The sequence below is a fragment of the Alistipes sp. CAG:268 genome (genome assembly GCA_000434235.1).
GTDB classification, from domain to species: Bacteria; Bacteroidota; Bacteroidia; order Bacteroidales; family Rikenellaceae; genus Alistipes; species Alistipes avistercoris.
In genome coordinates this window covers 56,987-74,556 of record FR892008.1, presented here as the reverse complement: position 1 = coordinate 74,556, position 17,570 = coordinate 56,987, and the positions used below count along the sequence as shown (strand labels likewise).

The window sequence follows — 17,570 nt, the reverse complement described above, 5'->3', positions numbered from 1 at the left end:
GCGGCATTCGGCCTCGACCTGGGCCTCGACTACACCCATTACGACAATCCAGAGCAGTCGCGGCTCGAAAACAGCTATGCCGACGGGTCGGCCACGGCCTTCGACGTCGGCTCGGGACAGCGCATCGACCGCCTGAACCTGACGGCCGACGAGCGCCATGCCTTCGCCTCGGGCTGGGAGCTGACGGCCGGCGGCGCCTTTTCCTTCGCCCGCTCGCACGACTGGCAGCACTACACGCACCTTGAAGGCTCGCCCGCAACGGAAGACACCGATTCGCGGCTCGACGAGTACACCGCCAACCTCTATGCCGGTTTCGGCCGCCAGTTCGGGAAGGTGGGTCTCACGGCCTCGCTCGCCGGGGAGTACTACCGCATGGGCGACTACGAAAACTGGTCGCTCTATCCGCAGGCGTCGCTCAACTGGATGCCCTCCGAGCGACACATCCTCCAGCTCAACTTCTCGTCGGACAAGGAGTATCCCGCCTACTGGGAGATGCAGGGCGCCATCTCCTACATCGACGGCTATTCGGAGATCCACGGAACGCCGGGACTCCGCCCCTCGCGCAGCTACGAGGCGCAGGCCGTCTACATCTACCGCCAGAAGTACATCTTCGTCCTCTTCTGGAACGAGCGCCCCGACTACTTCACACAGGCCGCCTGGCAGGCCTCCGACCGGCTGGCGATGATCTACCAGTCGCTCAACTGGAACTTCAACCGGCAGTGGGGCGCCAATGCCGTCATCCCGTTCCGCGCAGGCAAATGGCTCAATTCGCGGCTGACGCTTACGGGGATGCGCATGCGGCAGAAGTGCGACCCGTTCCACGACATGTCGTTCGACCGCGCGAAATGGGTCGGCATTGCCCGGCTCGTGAACACCTTCCACCTGAGCCGCAAGCCCGCCATCGACCTCGAGGTGAACGGCTTCTTCCAGTCGGGGGCCATTCAGGGCACCTTCGACATCAATCCCCTCGGTTCGGCCGATGCCGCCGTGAAGTGGACCTTCGACCGGGGTCGCGCCACACTTTCGGTGCGCTGCAACGACCTCTTCGACAGCGGTGCGCCCTCGACGAAGGTACGCTACCGCGGGCAGTGGCTCGACATGGGGGCGCAGCGCTACACGCGCACCGCAACCGTACACTTCTCCTACCGCTTCGGCGGCTACAAGGCCAAAAAACACAAGGAGGTCGATACCTCGCGTTTCGGACACTAAACGGACCGGAGTGTCATGAGTCTTTCAAGACTTCGGAGGACGTTGCCGCGTCGCGGTTCGGCCGGTCAGACGGGTGTTGGAAACGGGCTTGCAGGGCGGCGGGCAACTCGCTGTAGACCAGATCCGATCCTGTCACATGTGTTAGATTTCGAAGCCCGGGACGCAACAGAAAAGCGTCCCGGGCTTCCTAATTTTGCAGCCGGGAACGGATCCCGCAACTCAATACGGATACTCATGCTTCTGGCCCTTCTCTTCTTCCTGTTTCGTCTGGCCGCAATCCTCCGGCGCCGGGCCCGCGGTTCGGCATAGAACCTTTGCGGGTATTCTCTTCCCGTATTTTCCACAGTGACGGGAAAAAATTTTTTTACTGACGCATATCCCCTGTCCGCGAGTGCGGTATGTCATGCCGTACGCACTCCGGATCCGTTTTCAGGCATCATAATTGTTAGAGACTTCGCGGAGTATCCTCCCCGGTGCGGGGGGGGAGACTTCTTCCGGGATGGAATCGTCCCGTGAACGGTCTGTCGAATCGAAAAGTGGCGATGGAATGTGGCGAGTGATGATTGTGACGGCGATCTTTTGCGGGGCGGTCCGGACTGTGCCCGCCCAGGAGCTTGCGTTGAAGACCAACGCACTCTACTGGGCGGCATCGGCCCCCAACATCGGAGTGGAGATCGGTACGGGGCGTCGGATGACCCTGGACCTTTTCGGCTCCTACAGGCCGTGGCGGCTGCGTGACGAGGCCGATGCCTCCTTCTGGCTCGTGCAGCCCGAACTGCGCTACTGGCTGCGCCGGAGTTTCGAGGGGCACTTCTTCGGGGTTCACCTCCACGGCGCGCAATACAGCGCCCGCGGCCGCGAACGCATCTACGACGGCAGCCTGGCCGGCGGCGGATTCACCTACGGATACTGCTGGAGACTCTCCCGCCATTGGCGGCTCGAATCCCTTCTGGGCGTGGGCTATGCCCGGCTGTGGTACGATGAGCGGCTCGGTCTTCCCTGTAGAAAATGCGTGGCGCGGCGCTCCGACAACTACGTCGGGCCGACCCGCATCGCGCTCACCGTCTCGTGTCTGTTCTGAAACGGCTGCAACCATGGAGACCATACGACGATCCTTGCGCCCGCGACGTGACACACGGCCTCACATGCCGGCTGCGGGCCCCTTCCGCTCCGGAGCCGTACGCCGCCCGTTTGCCGGCCGCCGCAGCCGGGCTGCCGGGCTGCTCCTCTGCGCCCTGCTCCTCGCCTTTTCGGGCGGCTGCATCCGCGAGACCCTGCCCGAGTGCCCGCCGCTGCAGATCACGCTGACGGTCAAGGACCGGAACTACTTCAACATCGACGATGCCGTGAAACTGGGGATGATGGAGCGTGTGGCCGACGACCTCCCGTTCCGCCGGTATGTCCATTCGCTCTACTATGTCGTCCACGACGAGGCGGGACGCACCGTTGCCGAGCAGCGCAACATCCGCATCCGGAACGACGATGCCACGCAGTCGATCGTCCTCCCCGCATCGCTTCCCTACGGGCGCTATACCCTCACCGTGTGGGGCAACATGGACGACGAGGGCTCGCTGGGCGCCGGATCGACCGAGGCGGGCATGGAGTCGTCGGGAACCGCCGCGAACGACATCTACCTGGCCTGCGCGACTTTCGACTACCGCTATGGCTCCGAGATCCACACGCTCGGTATGGAGCGTACGAAGGGCAACCTGCTCATCCGCGCGGAGGGAATCCCCGACAACATCGACTTCTCGACGAAGACCATCGCCGGGGTGTTCGGCCTCGTGGACAACGGCTTTGCCTACTCCGAACTGACCGACGTGCAGACCGAACTCGACTGGACCGTGCGCAACGAGATCCAGACCCAGACGCTCGTGTGTCCCTCCCCGTCGTTCGAGGGATCGACGCTCAGCATCGAGTTCATCGACAAGTCGCAGGCCCCGGCCGGGCGTGCGACGCTTCAGCCCTCGCTCTCGCCCCGGGACGTGAACATCACCATGGGACGCAACGAGATCACGATCCTGAGGTATGTCTACCGCGAGCAGTCCGGCGGCGATTTCGACATCTACCTCCGGGTGAACGACAACTGGGAGCTGCTGCACAGCATGGGGATCGATTGACTGCGCGGCAGCATGACGGAAACACCTTTTTTCTAACCGATATAAAAAACGTTACGATGAAACAGATCTACCTTTTCGGAGTGGCTTTGATGGGATCACTGGCACTCCAGGCCTGTTCGCAGAGCGACGGACAGACCACCGGTTCGAACGTGGACCGAGACCAGGTGATTGCGCTGGCCGTGGCCAACGGCAACGGGATCGCCACGCGCGCCGGGCGTCCGCTGCTCAGCTCGGAGGCCAACCACACGATCGAGAATGTGGTCGTGTACGTGGTGAAGGCCTCCGACAATACGGTGGTGGCCACGAAGACCTTCAGCGACTGGCAGAACGAGTCGGCCGACTACCGCACCGACGACGGCCGGTATGCGGAGTTCCTGCTCGACGACCGGCTCGATGACGGCGATTACAGGATCTTTGCCGTGGGCTACCACAACGACAGTGCCTACGGGGACATTCCGGGCACGCTCGTTCCGGCCGGCACCTTCCAGGAGAACGCCGTGCTGTCGCTCGCGGCCGATGCGGGCGCCGAGGAGCTCTTTGCCGGATCGACCGGATCGTTCTCCGTCACCAGGGACCAGGGTTTCAAGAAGGAGATCGTGCTCAACCGTCAGGTGGCCGGCGTCTACGTCTATGCCCGGGAGATCCCCTACATGGAGCAGGGCACCCGGCTGCGGCTGGTTTCGTCGGCCGAGAACAACCGCCTCGTGCTCGGGCACTTCTCTACGCTCGACCTGACGGACAACGGGACGGGCAGCGGTGTTGCGGAAGCTGTGGTGAACGGGACCTCGGCCGATCCGGCCTTCGACAAGGTGCTCGCAACGATCGACCTCGCCGAGTGGTTCGTCTCGATCGAGGATGCCGATGGCGACAACCTCATCGATACGGGCGTTGATTACGCAAACTGGCGGAAGCCCGCCCGCTACAACGGCGTGGCCACCTTCGAGAAGGGTTCCGTATTCGCCGGCGAGTTCGTGATTCCCTTCGCCCGGGTGGATGCGACGCAGAGCCTCAAGCTGCAGCTGACCACCGCCGGCGGTGTGGTGAAACGCGAGTGGAACGTCAATCTGCCCGACACCGAGGCCTACACACTCTATACCTGGAACGGCTCCGGCTTCGGCTCCGGCGAATCGGTGACCGAGGACGGGAACTCGTACAATATCGTCCGCAACCACCTCTACGGGCTGGGTTCGCGTGCGACGAACGACCCCGGCCACGGCACGGATCCCGATCCGGGTACGGGTGACGACGAGCCCGTCTCGCTGGACAACAAGCACGAGCTGAAACTCATCGTCAATGACAACTGGGAGGTGATCCACGACATGGAGATCGATTAGTCTCCGCTCCGGCGTCCGGCGCCGCCGTCGGGGTGGCGCCGGAACATGCCGGCGGGGGCCCTCCGCCATTCGGAAACGCAATACCAACGGACCATGAAACGCTTCGGACAGATCGGTGCGGGCGTGGCTGCAGCGCTCCTCTGCCTCTCGTGCGGCGAGAAACCGTACACCGGCGGGGGAACGTCGGGCTCGGCCGCAGCCGAACAGCACTTCATCGTCGCCGTGGAGAGCATGGGCGAGCTCTTCACCGGGGGCGAGGGGGTCGATGTGCCCGTCGCCACGCGCCGGCCCATATCGAGCGTGGCACCGACGCAGACCTTCGACCTCCTGAGCATCATCATTGTCGAGTATGCCTCTCCGGCACGGGTCGTCTTCAAACGTACGATCGGCAGCTGGAGCAGCCCGGACAACATGGCCAGCATTCCCTGGAGCCTCGAGAGCGGCCAGGGCCGCTATGCCACCGTCACGCTGAGTGGCGACGAGTGCCTCGAAGAGGGACATACCTACATGGCCTATGTCATCGGATACCAGTCGGGGACCTTCGGCGGCTACGAGCCCTTCCGGGACTTCGAGGTTGGCGATGTCTACAACCGCACCGAGGTGGCATCCGTGCCGGCGGGCGGCTCTGCCGAGGAGATCTTCGCCGGAGCCGAACTGTTCGAGGTCCGGGACGGGGCCATCCTCTCGGGCCGCGGCAACGGCACGACCGTCGGGCAGGGCGTGCTGGTCGCCCGCCGCCAGGTGGCCGGCACCTTCGGCTACTTCACGCGCATTCCCGTGCGGGTTTCGGGCCGCGATGTGGCCGCGCTGCGGCTGGTGGCCACGCGGCGCAACCGCAGCCTGATTTTCGGCGGGTTCCGCGGTCTGGACGACCTGTTCGACTTCAGCAAGGACAATGTGATCAACGGCATGAATCCGCGGACGGACTACGACGCCCGTCTGGCCGGATCGTCGCGCGACGACGCCTTCGTGGTCTACCGGATCGACCTTTGCAAGTGGTTCCCCGGGAATGCGGAGCAGCCGCTGCTGCCGTTCGATGCGAACGGCGACGGCTATCTGGACGATGGCGACGACAACTGGCAGATGGACGCGGAGACCTACCCGCAGGGGACGATCTCGCTGCCGCAGGGTACGGTCTTCGGCGAGAAGTTCTGGATCTCGGTGGCCATGACGCATGACGATGTGGTGTCGGGCACCCCGACTTTCCAGATGCAGCTGCTCGATGCCGCAGGCGCGGTTGTCACGTACTGGGACGTGGCCCTGCGCGATTTCGAGGGTACGGACCAGGACCGTACGCTCGTCTCGCTTCCCGACGGCCCCGAGGGGCGTACGCTCGTCACGCACGTCGAGAACCTCGATACGGAGACCTGCTTCAGCATCGTCCGCAACCGCCTCTATACGATGGGCGAGAAGAGCCAGTCGCAGAGCTATGGCGAGGATGTACCCGTCGATCTGAGTGCCGCCGGTGTGTTGGTGCTGAATGCAAACCACCAGTGGCAGATCCAGAACTCCATTATTTTCAATTGATTCCGGGGCTGGATGTACTCCGGTCCGCAACCTGCTATCCGCCGATGAGATGAAACGTTTCGTTTCCATACCGATTCTCCTTGCCCTGATGCTGGGTGGCTGCACGTCCGGCATCCCCGATGGCGCCGAATCCGCTCCGGACGGCATGCCGTCCGTCGAGGTGGAGTTCCTGCTGGGGACCGATGCCGAGCTTTCCGCTTCGGTGCGGAGCGATGCCGCCGCACGGACGTTCGTCCCCGACGGCTCGCTGCTTCCGCGGCGCGAACCGCCCCGGACGGTGCTGAGCAGCAACGACTGGCAACAGGTGAACGACGTGCGGGTATACTTTTTCCGCCGCAACGCCTCGGGCGACTACGTCTACGTCAAACCCCTCGACGCGCAGGGACGGCCGCTCGACTGCCTTTCGGCCGAGGAGTTCACCCTCAAGTTCGGGATCAGTCCCTATGTGGTCTGGTGGGGCGGCGAAGAGAACGCCGACGAGGCGCATGCATGGGTCGGGAGGGTCCGCCTCGATCCCGGGGAGTACCGCTTCCTGGCCATCGCCCGCGATGACCAGCATGTGTCGGGAGTCCGCTCGCTGGCCGATCCCAATGTCGCCGTCGCCGACTGGGAGTGGGCGGGATGGACGGCCGGAACCACCCGCCTCGAGGATGCAACCCTGGCCTGTGTCCGGACCTCTCCGCTTGCAGCGACCGAGCTCTTCTGCGGCAGCACCTCCGACCCCGTCCGCGTGGACGGCTCCCGCACGGCTTTCCGTTGTGCAATCGGGCTCGAGCGCGCCGTGGCCGGCATCCTGCTTTACGTCGAGCACATTCCGGCCACGATCCGTGCCTGTGTGCACGATGCCTTGGGGACGCACCATACCGCCGATGTGCCGGTGACGGGCCTTGCCGTCGTCCGCGGGGGCAGACTCTCGGACCGCGTGCGCCTCTGGGACCGGAGCGCCGTCGCGGGGACCCTGACCGCCGTCTCCGCACAGACTGCCGCCCCGGACTGTCCGAATCCGCCGCTGCCCGCATACAGCCTGCTCGAGGTCGCCATTCCCGATCACGCCGAGGTCCGTGATGGTATCTACACGAACCTCACGCCCGGGAATACGGCTCATCCCGACGCCTTGCTGCAGGGCGGATTCGTCCTGCCCCAGGCGGAGCCGGAGGAGGCCGGCTCCGATTCCGGGGAGCACTACGACCGGAGCCTCTACCTGGTCTTCCTCGGCGAGGAGGGGTCGGGCGGGCGACGCATCGCCCTCGAGTGGCGGCCGATTAGGCTGGCGACCGACGACAGTGCTTGCGATCCGCTCCGTTTCCCGCTTCTGGCCAACCACTTCTACAGCATCGGACGGCGGGCCTTCTCCGCCGACGGAACGCGCCTCGATGCGGCGGACGATCTCCCGATCGACCTCAGGTCGGAGGGCGGGGCACAGATCACGATCCGCATCGACCCCTTCTGGAACGAATACTACGGAGGTGCGATCGGCAATCCGTCGCACGGAGTGAACGTGGACCCCGAGTGGGGCGAGCATCCCGGCGGGTCGCTGCAGTAACCGACAAAAACATGAGAGACATGAAACCGCGAGTTTTATTGGCGATGTGCTGGATCGGGCTTGCTGCCGGATCCGTTTCGTGCGGCGTGCCGGACGATCCGGCCGCACCGGCCGTGCAGGTCGAGTTCGATGTGGCGCTCCAGGCGCCGACCAGGGCGCCCGAGGCGCTCGACCCGACCGTCTATTCGGCCAAAGTCTACCTGTTCCGCGAGGAGACTCCGGGCGGCGGCCGCTACGTCTATTCCGGCGAGCAGACGCTGACGGGCGGAAGCCTGTCGCTCGGCGGACTGACTGCCGGGACCGCCTACCGGTTCGTCTTCCTGGCGGTGCCCAAACGGCAGCAGCCGGCGCTGCCCGACTGCACCTCGACGCGCCCGGCCTATTCGGATGCCACGGCAACCTATCTCTCGGGAGTGCAGACCTCGAACGAGATCTTCCGGAGCATCCTCTCGTTCAAGGCTTCGGCCGGGTCGAGCTCCTACTCCGTGGTTCTGACCCGGCAGAACGGGGCGTTGCAGATCCGGCTGGACAACACGTACGGGGAGATCAAGACCGTGAAACTTGAGGCAGCCGGCCTGTCGAAGATCTATTTCAACGACGGCACGGGCGGCAGGGTCATTGCCACGGGTAGCGAGATACAACTCTCGAAGAGCGACCGTCCGTCCAGGACCTCCGACTACCGGATCAGCATCAACCTGCTCCCTGTCGAGGACCTTACCGGCAAGGGGCGGCTGACGCTGACCTATTCGTGGGGGCTGCAGCGTGTTTATTCGCTCCGCTCAACCTCGGGGCGTATCCCGATCTATCCCAACCAGATTACCTGGCTGGTACTCGACGAAGCGTGTTCGGGGAATGCGGATGAAAACGGCAGCGGCGGAGACCTTTCCGTCTCCGCCGCTGCTGGCCGGGCCGCTTTCGGCCGTGTTGGATTTGCTGCTGCCGGGAGCCGCCTCGAATGAGGCGCCGCCCGTGAAAAGGGGCCGCAGCCGGTCGGAATACCGCCGGATACGGCCTCTTGTGTTTCAGTCGGTTTCCCCCGATCACCGCAGGCGCGGCTTCACATAGCGGTCGTCCGCAGAGGTGAACGAGAGCCCCGGCATGCGGCTCGCCTCCACCGAACGGCTTATCGTGTCGAGCTCCGAGAGGTCGTCGGCCGCGATGGCGTAGAGCCGTTCGGTGCGGCCGTTCTCCACGCCGACCGTCCAGTGCATCAGCGTCGCGATGATCGTCATCGACTCTCGCTCGGGGTCGAACCGCACGCGGCCTACCGGCCGGACCGCATAGCCCGGCATGGTGACGGCGTAGAGGCGGTGTGCATCGTCGGTCAGCAGCGCGAGCGTCTGCCGGCCGCGGAACTCGGTGATGAACAGGTGCCGGGGCCGCACCCCTTCGGGCAGTTCGACCGCCCGCACGTAGGGGCGTCCCTGCACCATCTTGAGGTGGAACAGCCGCCGGTCGGCGTCGAGCAGCACGTAGCCCTCGTCGTACTCCTTGCGGGCGGTGGGGTTGCCCGATACCTCGCCTACGGGGAAGTGCACCCCCTTGCGGAGCATCGTCTGCGTGAATCGCCGGCTCTTGGCCGTGTCGATGCGGTTCGAGGCCATGTCGATGAACTCGATCCCGCCGTCCGACAGGCGGAAGGCGTCGGAGGGCATCTCGAGATCGACCCGCCCCGAGCTCGACTCGAGCAGGAAGCGGATGCCCGATTCGGGGCGGTTCACCTCCTTGGGCGACGAGCGGAAGAAGAACGAGGCGTTCTGCACCTCGCGCAGCGTGACCGCGCGTCCGGCGATCGAGTCGGGGAAGCGGCCGTCGGCCACCAGCTGGCGGGCGTAGAAGAGCGGCAGCAGCGAGTCGAACTCGCGCCGCGAGTAGCGGTTGCCTGCGCGGTCGAGGTATTCGATCTCCTTGTCGCGGTGGCGGATCAGGGCGAAGTCGCCGAGCACCTCGCTGTAGAGGGTGAAGGGGGTGTTCGCCGGCTTCACCGTGAGGTAATTGACCGCCCACGGCAGCTGCCATGCGATCAGCACGAGGACCAGGAACCAGAAGAATGTTTTGGCAAAACGGGTCATCTTTTTCGGGTGTTTTTCGGGTTTAGTCCTGCCTTCCGGCCATGAACCGCACGACCGAGATCCAGCTCAGCGAGGCCGTGCATGCGGTGAACAGCGCCAGCAGGGGCAGAAATCCGTCGTAGGCGTGCGGCACCTCCCCCAGGAAGAAGAGGCGCAGCACAAGCAGCGACATGAGGATGTTCACGGCGCGGAGCCGCCACGTCGGTTCGAGGATCACCCACGCGCCGAGCAGGTAGGCGGCCATGCCGGCCAGAAACCACGGCAACGCCGTGCAGAGGATGTTCCCGGCCAGTTCGCGGGCGATGACGGGCAGCGGGCCGAGGCCGACAATCGCCACGCCGATGCCGAAGAGGACCGACAGCGCCGCGAGGCCGAAGACCAGCATTGCGCCCAGCGTGGCGAGAGCCGGCACGGGAAGGTGCAGCGTCAGCTTGAGGCACTTGCGCTGCATCTCGGGCACGAACTGCACGACGGCCAGCAGCAGCCCGGCCAGCAGCGGGACGAACTTGATCGGGTCGATGAAGACGGCGTTGCGCGTCACCATCACCTCCCAGATGTGCCCGGCTCCCATCAGCTCCACGGCGCGGTAGAGCCTAAGCAGGCCGTAGCCTGCGAATCCGGCCGTCAGGAGCAGCGCCGCGAAGAGGTAGCGGCGCGTTTTGATCCATTCCTTGTATACGATGGCTTTCCACATGGTTCGATCAGTATTTTCCGGTCAGCCCGATGAAGGCGTCCTCGAGGTTCAGCGTCTCCCACCGCAGCTCCCCGCAGGCGATGCCGGCCTGGGTGAGGCGGTTGCGGATCTCGTCGGGCGAGGCGAACGAGTAGAGTTCGCCGCGGCCCTTCCACACGGCGGGGTGGTAGATTCCGTCGCCCTGCGGCAGCGCGGCGTCGTCGGCCGCGGGGAAGGTGTAGCGGCGGAAGGTGGCGAGCAGCTCCGCGACGGGCTGCTGCACCAGGATGCGGCCGTAGTCCATGATGATGCAGTCGTCGATCAGGCGTTCCATGTCCTGGATGATGTGCGAGGTGAGGAACACGGTCTTCCCCTCGGCCTTGGCGAAGTCGCGCAGGTAATCGACGAACAGACGACGGTATCCCGGGTCGAGCCCCATCGAGAAGTCGTCGAGCACCAGTAGGTCGGCGTTCTGCGCCAGGATCAGTCCCAGGGCGACCTGTGACCGCTGTCCGCACGACATGCGGGCGATGCGCTGTCCGGGCGCCACCTGCAGCTTCTCCATCAGACCGTAGTAGGCGTCGCGGTTCCACGCCGGGTAGAAGGCGGCGTAGAAGCGCTCGATCTGTTCGATCGACAGGAACTGGTACTGCACGTGCCCTTCGAGCAGCAGCCCGATGCGGCGGCGCGTCAGCGGCGACATCGTGCGGATGTTCTCGCCGAAGATGCGGCACTCGCCGGCCTGCGGCTCGAGGTAGCCGCTCAGGATGTTGATCGTCGTCGTCTTGCCCGTGCCGTTCTTGCCCAGCAGGCCGAGGATGCGCCCCTCGGGTACGTCGAACGAGAGGTTTTCGTAGATTTTGCGCCGCCCGTAACGGTGTGTCAGGTTGCGGCATTCGATAACAGGTTCCATGTCTTTCAGAGGAGGAGGAAGAGCAGCGGGATGAGGATTCCGACCGCCAGCTCCGCACCGCCGCGGCCCCACAGCCCCCTGGGCCCCTTTACCAGCAGGAGCCCCGTGAGCGTGATGAGGATCAGCCCGCCGGCAAAGATGTCGGAGAACGTGGTCCACCACGATCCCGGATTGTAGTGCAGTTTGGTCAGGGCGCTCCATACGGGCCGCCGCGTGAGCCGCTCGACGAGCGCTTCGCCGCTTTGGGTGTCGGCCACCAGCGACGAGCCTCCCTGGAGGAAGATCTTCAGCGTGCGGCTGTCGGGGAAGTAGTGCTTCACATACCCCTCGGCGATGCCGGCCCGTTCGAGCAGTGCCTCGGCGTCGGCCCGCGTGAAGGTGTCCTTGTCCGGGAGCGGTGCGGCGAGCCTCAGCCGCTGCTGCGATACCGAATAGTTGGGATTGAACGTGTCGCGGTGGTTCATCACGATGCCCGAGAGGGCGTAGATGAGCACCATGCCGGCGAAGAGGTACGACAGGTCGCGGTGTACGAGGCGGCACCAGCGCCGCAGCGTGTTACTGTTGAATTTCATACGAGGTGGCCGTCACGTAGTAGAACGAGAGGTACTCCTTTCCTTCGACTGCCTTGCGGGCTGCGATCCGGGTTCGGAAGTCGGCGATGCGCTCCTCGACGGTGTTGCCCGTCTCCTGGCGTGCGGCCTTCTCGGTGGCGCATCCCGCCTCGGTCGTGCCGTGCTTTTCGGCCGTCTGCGCCTTCACCTGCGCCTCCCAGCGTGCGAGGTAGGCCTCGTCGATGCGCTCCTCGTCCACGCGGCCCGTGACGCGCACCACGCGGTTCACGCACTGCGGGTCGAAGCTGCCCAGTTCGCCGCTCTCGACGCGGATCGTCTGCGTGTCGTCGCTGCCCATGAGGAAGATCTTGCGGGCGCCGTGCTTGCAGGTGTGGGTGCATACCCCCTCGATGGTGACGGTCTGTCCGGCGAGCGAGTCGGCCGCCGCAAGCAGCTCGTCGATCTCCAGTACGGCCGTCGGGCGGGTCTGGGCCGAGGTCTGATCCTGGGTTTTGGCACGACCCGAGGTGTTGCCGCCGCAGGCGGCCAGTGCGAGTGCGCCGCATACGACGGCGAGACGGAGTGCAGAAGTGAGAATCTGTTTCATCGTGTGTCTTTTTTTATTTAATATAATGTATTGTCTGTCTGAGGAGATCGTGTGCAAAGATAGCAAAATTTACGGGTTGCGCAACATACCCAGAAATGGGTATTTCGAGGTGCGGATTACCCCATTATTCGGGATTGTGCGGCAGTCCGGTGTGCTCTACTTTTGTGTCGCTGAAAACCATGCAAACGACGGAACAGATGGCCCTGCAGATCGGAATACGGATTGCCTGCCGCCTTGCGGCCGCTGCGGCCTGCGCGCTTCTTGCCTTGAGGAGCGCGCAGGCGCAGCCCGCGGCGGGAGGCTGCATCGAGGGCCGCGTGACCGACGCCCGCACGGGCGAGGCCGTCTGCGGTGCGGCGCTGGTCGTGGGCGACTCGCGGCAGTGGGCGATCACCGATTCCGAGGGTCGCTACAGCCTGGCGAAAGTGGGGGAGACGACGGTCGATCTGCACGTCTCCTGCCTGGGCTACCTCTCGCAAACCCTGCAGGTGCGCCTGGGCGAAGGACATGCTACGGTCGATGTGGCGCTCCGCGAGTCGAACCTCTCGATCGGTGAGGTGGTCGTCACGGCGCAGCGGCGCAGCGAGGAGTCGGGCTCATCGTATGTCATCGACCGCCGCACGATCGAACATGCCCAGATGCTCAACATCAACCACATTGCCACGCTGCTGCCCGGCGGCAAGACGGTCGGCGACCAAAACCTGGCCTCGGGCAGTTCGCGCATCGCCCTGCATGCGGGCAGCGGCAGCGAACTGGGCAACGCCTCGTTCGGCACGGCCGTCGAGGTGGACGGCATGCGGCTTGCGAACAATGCGACGCTCTCCGAAACCAAGGGCGCCGACCTGCGCAACCTCGGTGTCTCGAACATCGAGTCGGTCGAGGTGGTCACCGGCATCCCGTCGGTCGAGTACGGCGACCTGTCGAACGGGGTCGTGAAGATCCGCACGCGCAAGGGCAAAACCCCGTTCATCGTCGAGATGACGGCCGAGCCGAAGACCAAGCAGATCGCCCTGAGCAAGGGCTTCGTGGTCGGCGGGGGCATCCTCAACCTCAATGTGGAGCGGGCCCGTTCGATCACCGACATCGCTTCGCCCTATACGGCCTACGACCGCAACAATCTGAACGTTACCTACTCGCGAACCCTTCACGATGCGCAGGACCGCCCCCTGCAGCTGACCCTCTCGACGGCGGGCAACCTCGGCGGATACAACTCCGAGGCCGACCCCGACGAGTTCAAGCAGACCTATACGCGGACGCGCGACCGGGCCGTGCGGGGTTCCGTGCAGCTTGCCTGGCTGCTCGACAAGCGGTGGATCACCAACCTCTCCCTGCAGGGCTCCGTATCGTACGGCGACCGGCTCTCCGAGGTGAACGAGAACCGGAGCAGCGCCTCGACGCAACCCTGCATCCACACCACCGAGGCGGGTTACTACATCGCGCAGAACTACGACGACAACCCCTCGGCCGGGATCATCCTGAGCCCCACGGGCTACTGGTACACGCTCTCGCGCACCGACTCCAAACCGTTGAGCTATTCGTTCAAGGCCAAGGCCGACTGGACGCGCCACTGGGGCCGCGTGCGGAGCGAGGCGATGGCCGGGGCGGAGTTCTCGGCGAGCGGAAACCTCGGGCGCGGGCTCCACTACGACGACCTGCGCTATGCCCCGACGTGGCGCGAATACCGTTACGACCTGCTGCCGTTCATGAACAACCTTGCGCTCTTCGCCGAGGAGCAGGTCTCCCTGCCTGTCGGCAGCCGCTCGTCGCTCCGCCTGACGGGCGGCCTGCGCGGCGACATCACGCGGATCCGGCAGTCGGCCTACGGCACCGTGGCGACCCTCTCGCCGCGTCTGAATGCCAAATACGTTCTGTGGGAGAACCGGCAGGCAGCGGTGAGCGACCTGAGCCTCTACGGCGGCTGGGGCAAGTCGGTCAAGCAGCCCTCGTTCATGGTACTCTATCCCGCACCGTCGTACAGCGACCGCCTGGCCTTCGCTCCCGGCACGACGGCCGACGGAACCTCCTTCTACGCCTACTACACGCAGCCCACGACCCCGGTCCGGAACCCCGATCTGAAGTGGCAGTATACGCTCCAGAGCGAGATCGGCGTCGAGGCCACGATCCTCGGCACGCGCCTCTCGGTGTCGTTCTACCGCAACCGGACCTTCAACCCCTACATGAGCCGCACGATCTATACCCCGTTCACCTACCGCCTGACGACGCAGGCCGATCTGGAGGCCGGCTGCACGATCCCCTCCGCCGACCGCATCTACACGATCGACCGCCAGACCGGCGTGGTGACCGTCTCGGACCGCACGGGCGCGCAGGCCGATCAGGTGATGGGCTACAAGGAGCGCAACACCTTCGTCGCGCAGACCCAGTATACCAACGGGTCGCCCGTCGAGCGGATCGGGCTTGATTTCGCGGCCGACTTCGCACAGATCCGGCCCCTGCGGACGCAGCTGCGCATCGACGGGAACTACTACCGCTACAAGGGGCTGAACCTCACGGAGGTGGCCTCGACCCTCTCGTCCTCCTCCTCGATGGCCGACGGCAGCCCCTACAGGTATGTCGGGTACTACGTCGGCTCGACCTCCGTCAGCAACGGCAGCCTCGAAAAACAGCTCAACCTCAACCTGACGGTCATCACCCACATCCCGCGCATCCGCATGATCTTCTCCGTGCGTCTCGAGAGCACGCTGCTCGACTATGCGCAGGCGTTGAGCGAGTACGGCGACGGTTCGCCGCGCGGCTTCGTGCTCGAGTCGTCGGGCGACTACTTCGGCACCTCCGAACGGCTCTACAACCGGGGCCGCTACGTGGCCGTCTATCCGGCCTATTACACCACCTGGGAGGAGCCCGACGTGAAGATTCCCTTCGCCGAGCGCTTCGCCTGGGCCCGCGACAACGACCCGGCGCTCTACCGGGAGCTGGCCAAACTCGTCGTGAAGAGCAACACGAGCTACTACTTCGACGAGAACCGCATCACGTCGAGCTTCGCGATGAACTTCAACCTCACGAAGGAGATCGGACGCTTTGCGTCGATCACCTTCTACGCCCGCAACTTCTTCTGCAACATGGGCCGTGTGCGCTCGTCGCAGACCGGCCTCGACTCGTCGCTGTTCGAAAGCAGCCGCATCCCGCAGTTCTACTACGGGCTGGCGCTCCGTCTGAAATTATGACCAAACCAAATAAAAAAACAGAATGATGAAAAAATTGTTTACCCTGTTCGCATGCGCCGTGACGCTCTTCACGGCCTGCACCAAAGACGATGGCGGCACCCGGGTGCGCACCTATGAGATCGCCGTGCGGCTGATCTATCCCGACGACGGCTCCCTGACGGCGGCCGAAGGGGTCGAGGTACGGATGACCAACAGCAGCTCGGGAACCGTTGTACAGGCGGCGACCGATGCTCAGGGTGTGGCCTCCTTCCTCCTGCCCGAGGGCATCTACGAGGCGGCCGCCACCGACCGCCGCAGCGTCGAAGGCTACACCTACACGCTCAACGCCCTGCAGTCGAACGTTGTCGTCTCGGCCGCGTCGTGGAGCGAGGGGATGACCGTCGATCTGAACCTGGTGGCCAGCAGGGCGGGCCAGATCCTCATCAAGGAGATCTACAGCGGAGGCTGCCAGAAGGACGACGGCTCGGGGGCCTACCAGTTCGACAAGTACATGGTCATCTGCAACAACTCGGACCAGCGGGCCGAGATCCGCAACTTCTGCGTCGGCATGACGGGCCCCTACAACGCCAATGCGGCCATCAACAACTACGTCGATGGCAAGCTCTACTACGCCGATGCCGGCTACACCCCGTCGATCTGCGCCTTCTGGTACCTTCCGAAGGAGCTGGTGCTCGACCCCTGGGCGTCGGCCACGATCGTGCTGTGCGGGGCCATCGACCACACGACGACCTACGCCAATTCGGTCGATCTGAGCCACGCCGACTACTGTACCTACGATCCCGAGGTCTTCCCCAATACGAGCTACTACCCGGCACCGTCGGAATCGATCCCTTCGGAGAACTACTTCAAGGCGACCTTCTACGGCAAGGGCAACGCCTGGCCGGTGAGCGTCTTCGGCCCGGGCATGTTCATCTTCTCGACCGGTGACGAAGACCCGCACGCCTGGGGACAGAACACCGACAACCGCTACTACTTCCCCGGCAAGGAGAACAACGAGGTCTATGCCTGCGCCAAGATTCCCAACGAGTGGATCCTCGATGCGGTCGATATCTTCAGTTCGGAGTATGTGACCGAGTCGAAACCTCGCTTCCCGGTGGTGCTGGAGACCGGATATGCCGTGCTGACCCGTTCCCAGGGCTACTCGATCTACCGCAACGTGGACAAGGAGGCAACCGAGGCGCTTGCCGGCAACGAGGGCAAGATCGTCTACGGCTATTCGCTCGGCACGACCGACTACAAGGGGGCCCAGTCCACCGACCCGAGCGGCATCGACGCCGAGGCTTCGATCCGCAACGGCGCGCACATCGTCTACAGCGATACGAACAACAGCAGCAACGACTTCCACCAGCGTGCGAAGGCGAGTCTGAAACAGTAGCGGGTGCCGTGACGGGAATCAGACCGATCCTCCGAACCATGCTGCTGGCATGGGCTGTCGCAGGCGGGGCTTTCTGCCCCGCCTCGATGGCTCAGGCCCCGCCCGTGCCCGACTGGACCCGTATCGGCGATGCCGAACTTGCCGACGGATGGCTGCGGAGCGGGAATGCCGCCGGGCTGGTGACCTTCGGCTACGGGCGACTCTCGGAGGTGTCGCTCTCGGCAACCGGCAAGAACGGCGGACTGAAGAACTACTACGATTCGGACGACTGTTTCAGCATCGGGGCCGAAGCCTCTTCGTATTACCGGCTGGGCACACGTACGGTTGTTGCCGGTGCGGTGGGCTACGACCGCTTCTCGGGCAAGCGGATGTCCGGATCCTACTTCATCGACCCGACGCAGACACCCTTCGACCTGGTGGAGTACACCTCCGACCATGCGGGCGACAAGCAGCTCGAGAGCTAC

Annotated in this window: 14 protein-coding genes and 1 pseudogene; 10 read left to right on the top strand and 5 right to left on the bottom strand. The window is 64.5% G+C overall.

The genetic code is table 11. The features are described 5' to 3' along the window. The 7 genes from QZL63_RS08350 to QZL63_RS08320 all read left to right on the top strand — a co-directional run. Positions 1–1,209: outer membrane beta-barrel family protein (locus QZL63_RS08350; protein ID WP_290586539.1), on the top strand; the 1,209-nt coding region annotated here is incomplete at its 5' end. 547 nt (positions 1,210–1,756) lie between these two features. Continuing rightward, positions 1,757–2,290 carry a DUF3575 domain-containing protein gene (locus QZL63_RS08345; RefSeq protein WP_022308866.1) on the top strand — a complete coding sequence of 178 codons (534 nt, stop codon included), beginning with the start codon at positions 1,757–1,759 and terminating at the stop codon, positions 2,288–2,290. A 64-nt stretch (positions 2,291–2,354) separates the two neighbouring features. Further along, positions 2,355–3,329 carry a FimB/Mfa2 family fimbrial subunit gene (locus QZL63_RS08340; protein ID WP_290586535.1) on the top strand — a complete coding sequence of 325 codons (975 nt, stop codon included), beginning with the start codon at positions 2,355–2,357 and terminating at the stop codon, positions 3,327–3,329. A gap of 56 nt (positions 3,330–3,385) precedes the next feature. Continuing rightward, on the top strand, positions 3,386–4,663 hold the full coding sequence (locus QZL63_RS08335; protein ID WP_022308864.1) for a hypothetical protein: 1,278 nt from the start codon (positions 3,386–3,388) through the stop codon (positions 4,661–4,663). 93 nt (positions 4,664–4,756) lie between these two features. Continuing rightward, entirely contained in the window at positions 4,757–6,190 is a 1,434-nt protein-coding gene (locus tag QZL63_RS08330; protein WP_022308863.1) for a hypothetical protein, read from the top strand. Between the two features lie 49 nt (positions 6,191–6,239). After that, positions 6,240–7,733, top strand: a complete 1,494-nt coding sequence (locus QZL63_RS08325; RefSeq protein ID WP_290586531.1) for a hypothetical protein — start codon at positions 6,240–6,242, stop codon at positions 7,731–7,733. Between the two features lie 20 nt (positions 7,734–7,753). After that, positions 7,754–8,692: a hypothetical protein gene (locus QZL63_RS08320; protein ID WP_022308861.1), complete on the top strand. Its 939-nt coding sequence runs from the start codon at positions 7,754–7,756 to the stop codon at positions 8,690–8,692. Positions 8,693–8,773: 81 nt separating this feature from the next. Here the strand turns inward: QZL63_RS08320 and QZL63_RS08315 are convergent, their stop codons facing one another. Genes QZL63_RS08315 through QZL63_RS08295 form a run of 5 tightly spaced genes read right to left on the bottom strand, consistent with a single transcriptional unit; the run spans position 8,774 to position 12,549 of the window. Then, positions 8,774–9,805, bottom strand: coding sequence for a DUF4857 domain-containing protein (locus QZL63_RS08315; RefSeq protein ID WP_022308860.1), 1,032 nt, complete (start codon positions 9,803–9,805; stop codon positions 8,774–8,776). Positions 9,806–9,827: 22 nt separating this feature from the next. Beyond that, the gene (locus tag QZL63_RS08310; protein WP_022308859.1) at positions 9,828–10,499 is read right to left on the bottom strand and encodes a hypothetical protein; all 672 of its coding nucleotides are present in this window, start codon (positions 10,497–10,499) and stop codon (positions 9,828–9,830) included. 7 nt (positions 10,500–10,506) lie between these two features. Next, on the bottom strand, positions 10,507–11,391 hold the full coding sequence (locus QZL63_RS08305) for an ABC transporter ATP-binding protein (RefSeq protein WP_022308858.1): 885 nt from the start codon (positions 11,389–11,391) through the stop codon (positions 10,507–10,509). 5 nt (positions 11,392–11,396) lie between these two features. Then, positions 11,397–11,963 carry a PepSY-associated TM helix domain-containing protein gene (locus tag QZL63_RS08300; protein ID WP_022308857.1) on the bottom strand — a complete coding sequence of 189 codons (567 nt, stop codon included), beginning with the start codon at positions 11,961–11,963 and terminating at the stop codon, positions 11,397–11,399. Then, positions 11,947–12,549, bottom strand: coding sequence for a hypothetical protein (locus tag QZL63_RS08295; RefSeq protein WP_022308856.1), 603 nt, complete (start codon positions 12,547–12,549; stop codon positions 11,947–11,949). The genes QZL63_RS08300 and QZL63_RS08295 overlap by 17 nt, the downstream gene beginning before the upstream one ends. A gap of 179 nt (positions 12,550–12,728) precedes the next feature. Here QZL63_RS08295 and QZL63_RS08290 point away from each other — a divergent pair, with 179 nt between their 5' ends. The 3 genes and pseudogenes from QZL63_RS08290 to QZL63_RS08280 all read left to right on the top strand — a co-directional run. Beyond that, entirely contained in the window at positions 12,729–15,731 is a 3,003-nt protein-coding gene (locus QZL63_RS08290) for a TonB-dependent receptor (protein WP_290586525.1), read from the top strand. A gap of 25 nt (positions 15,732–15,756) precedes the next feature. Continuing rightward, a complete protein-coding gene (locus QZL63_RS08285; RefSeq protein WP_022308854.1) occupies positions 15,757–17,106 on the top strand; it encodes a DUF4876 domain-containing protein in 1,350 nt (449 codons plus the stop codon). Positions 17,107–17,114: 8 nt separating this feature from the next. After that, positions 17,115–17,570, top strand: a pseudogene (locus tag QZL63_RS08280) (hypothetical protein); the annotation flags it as partial.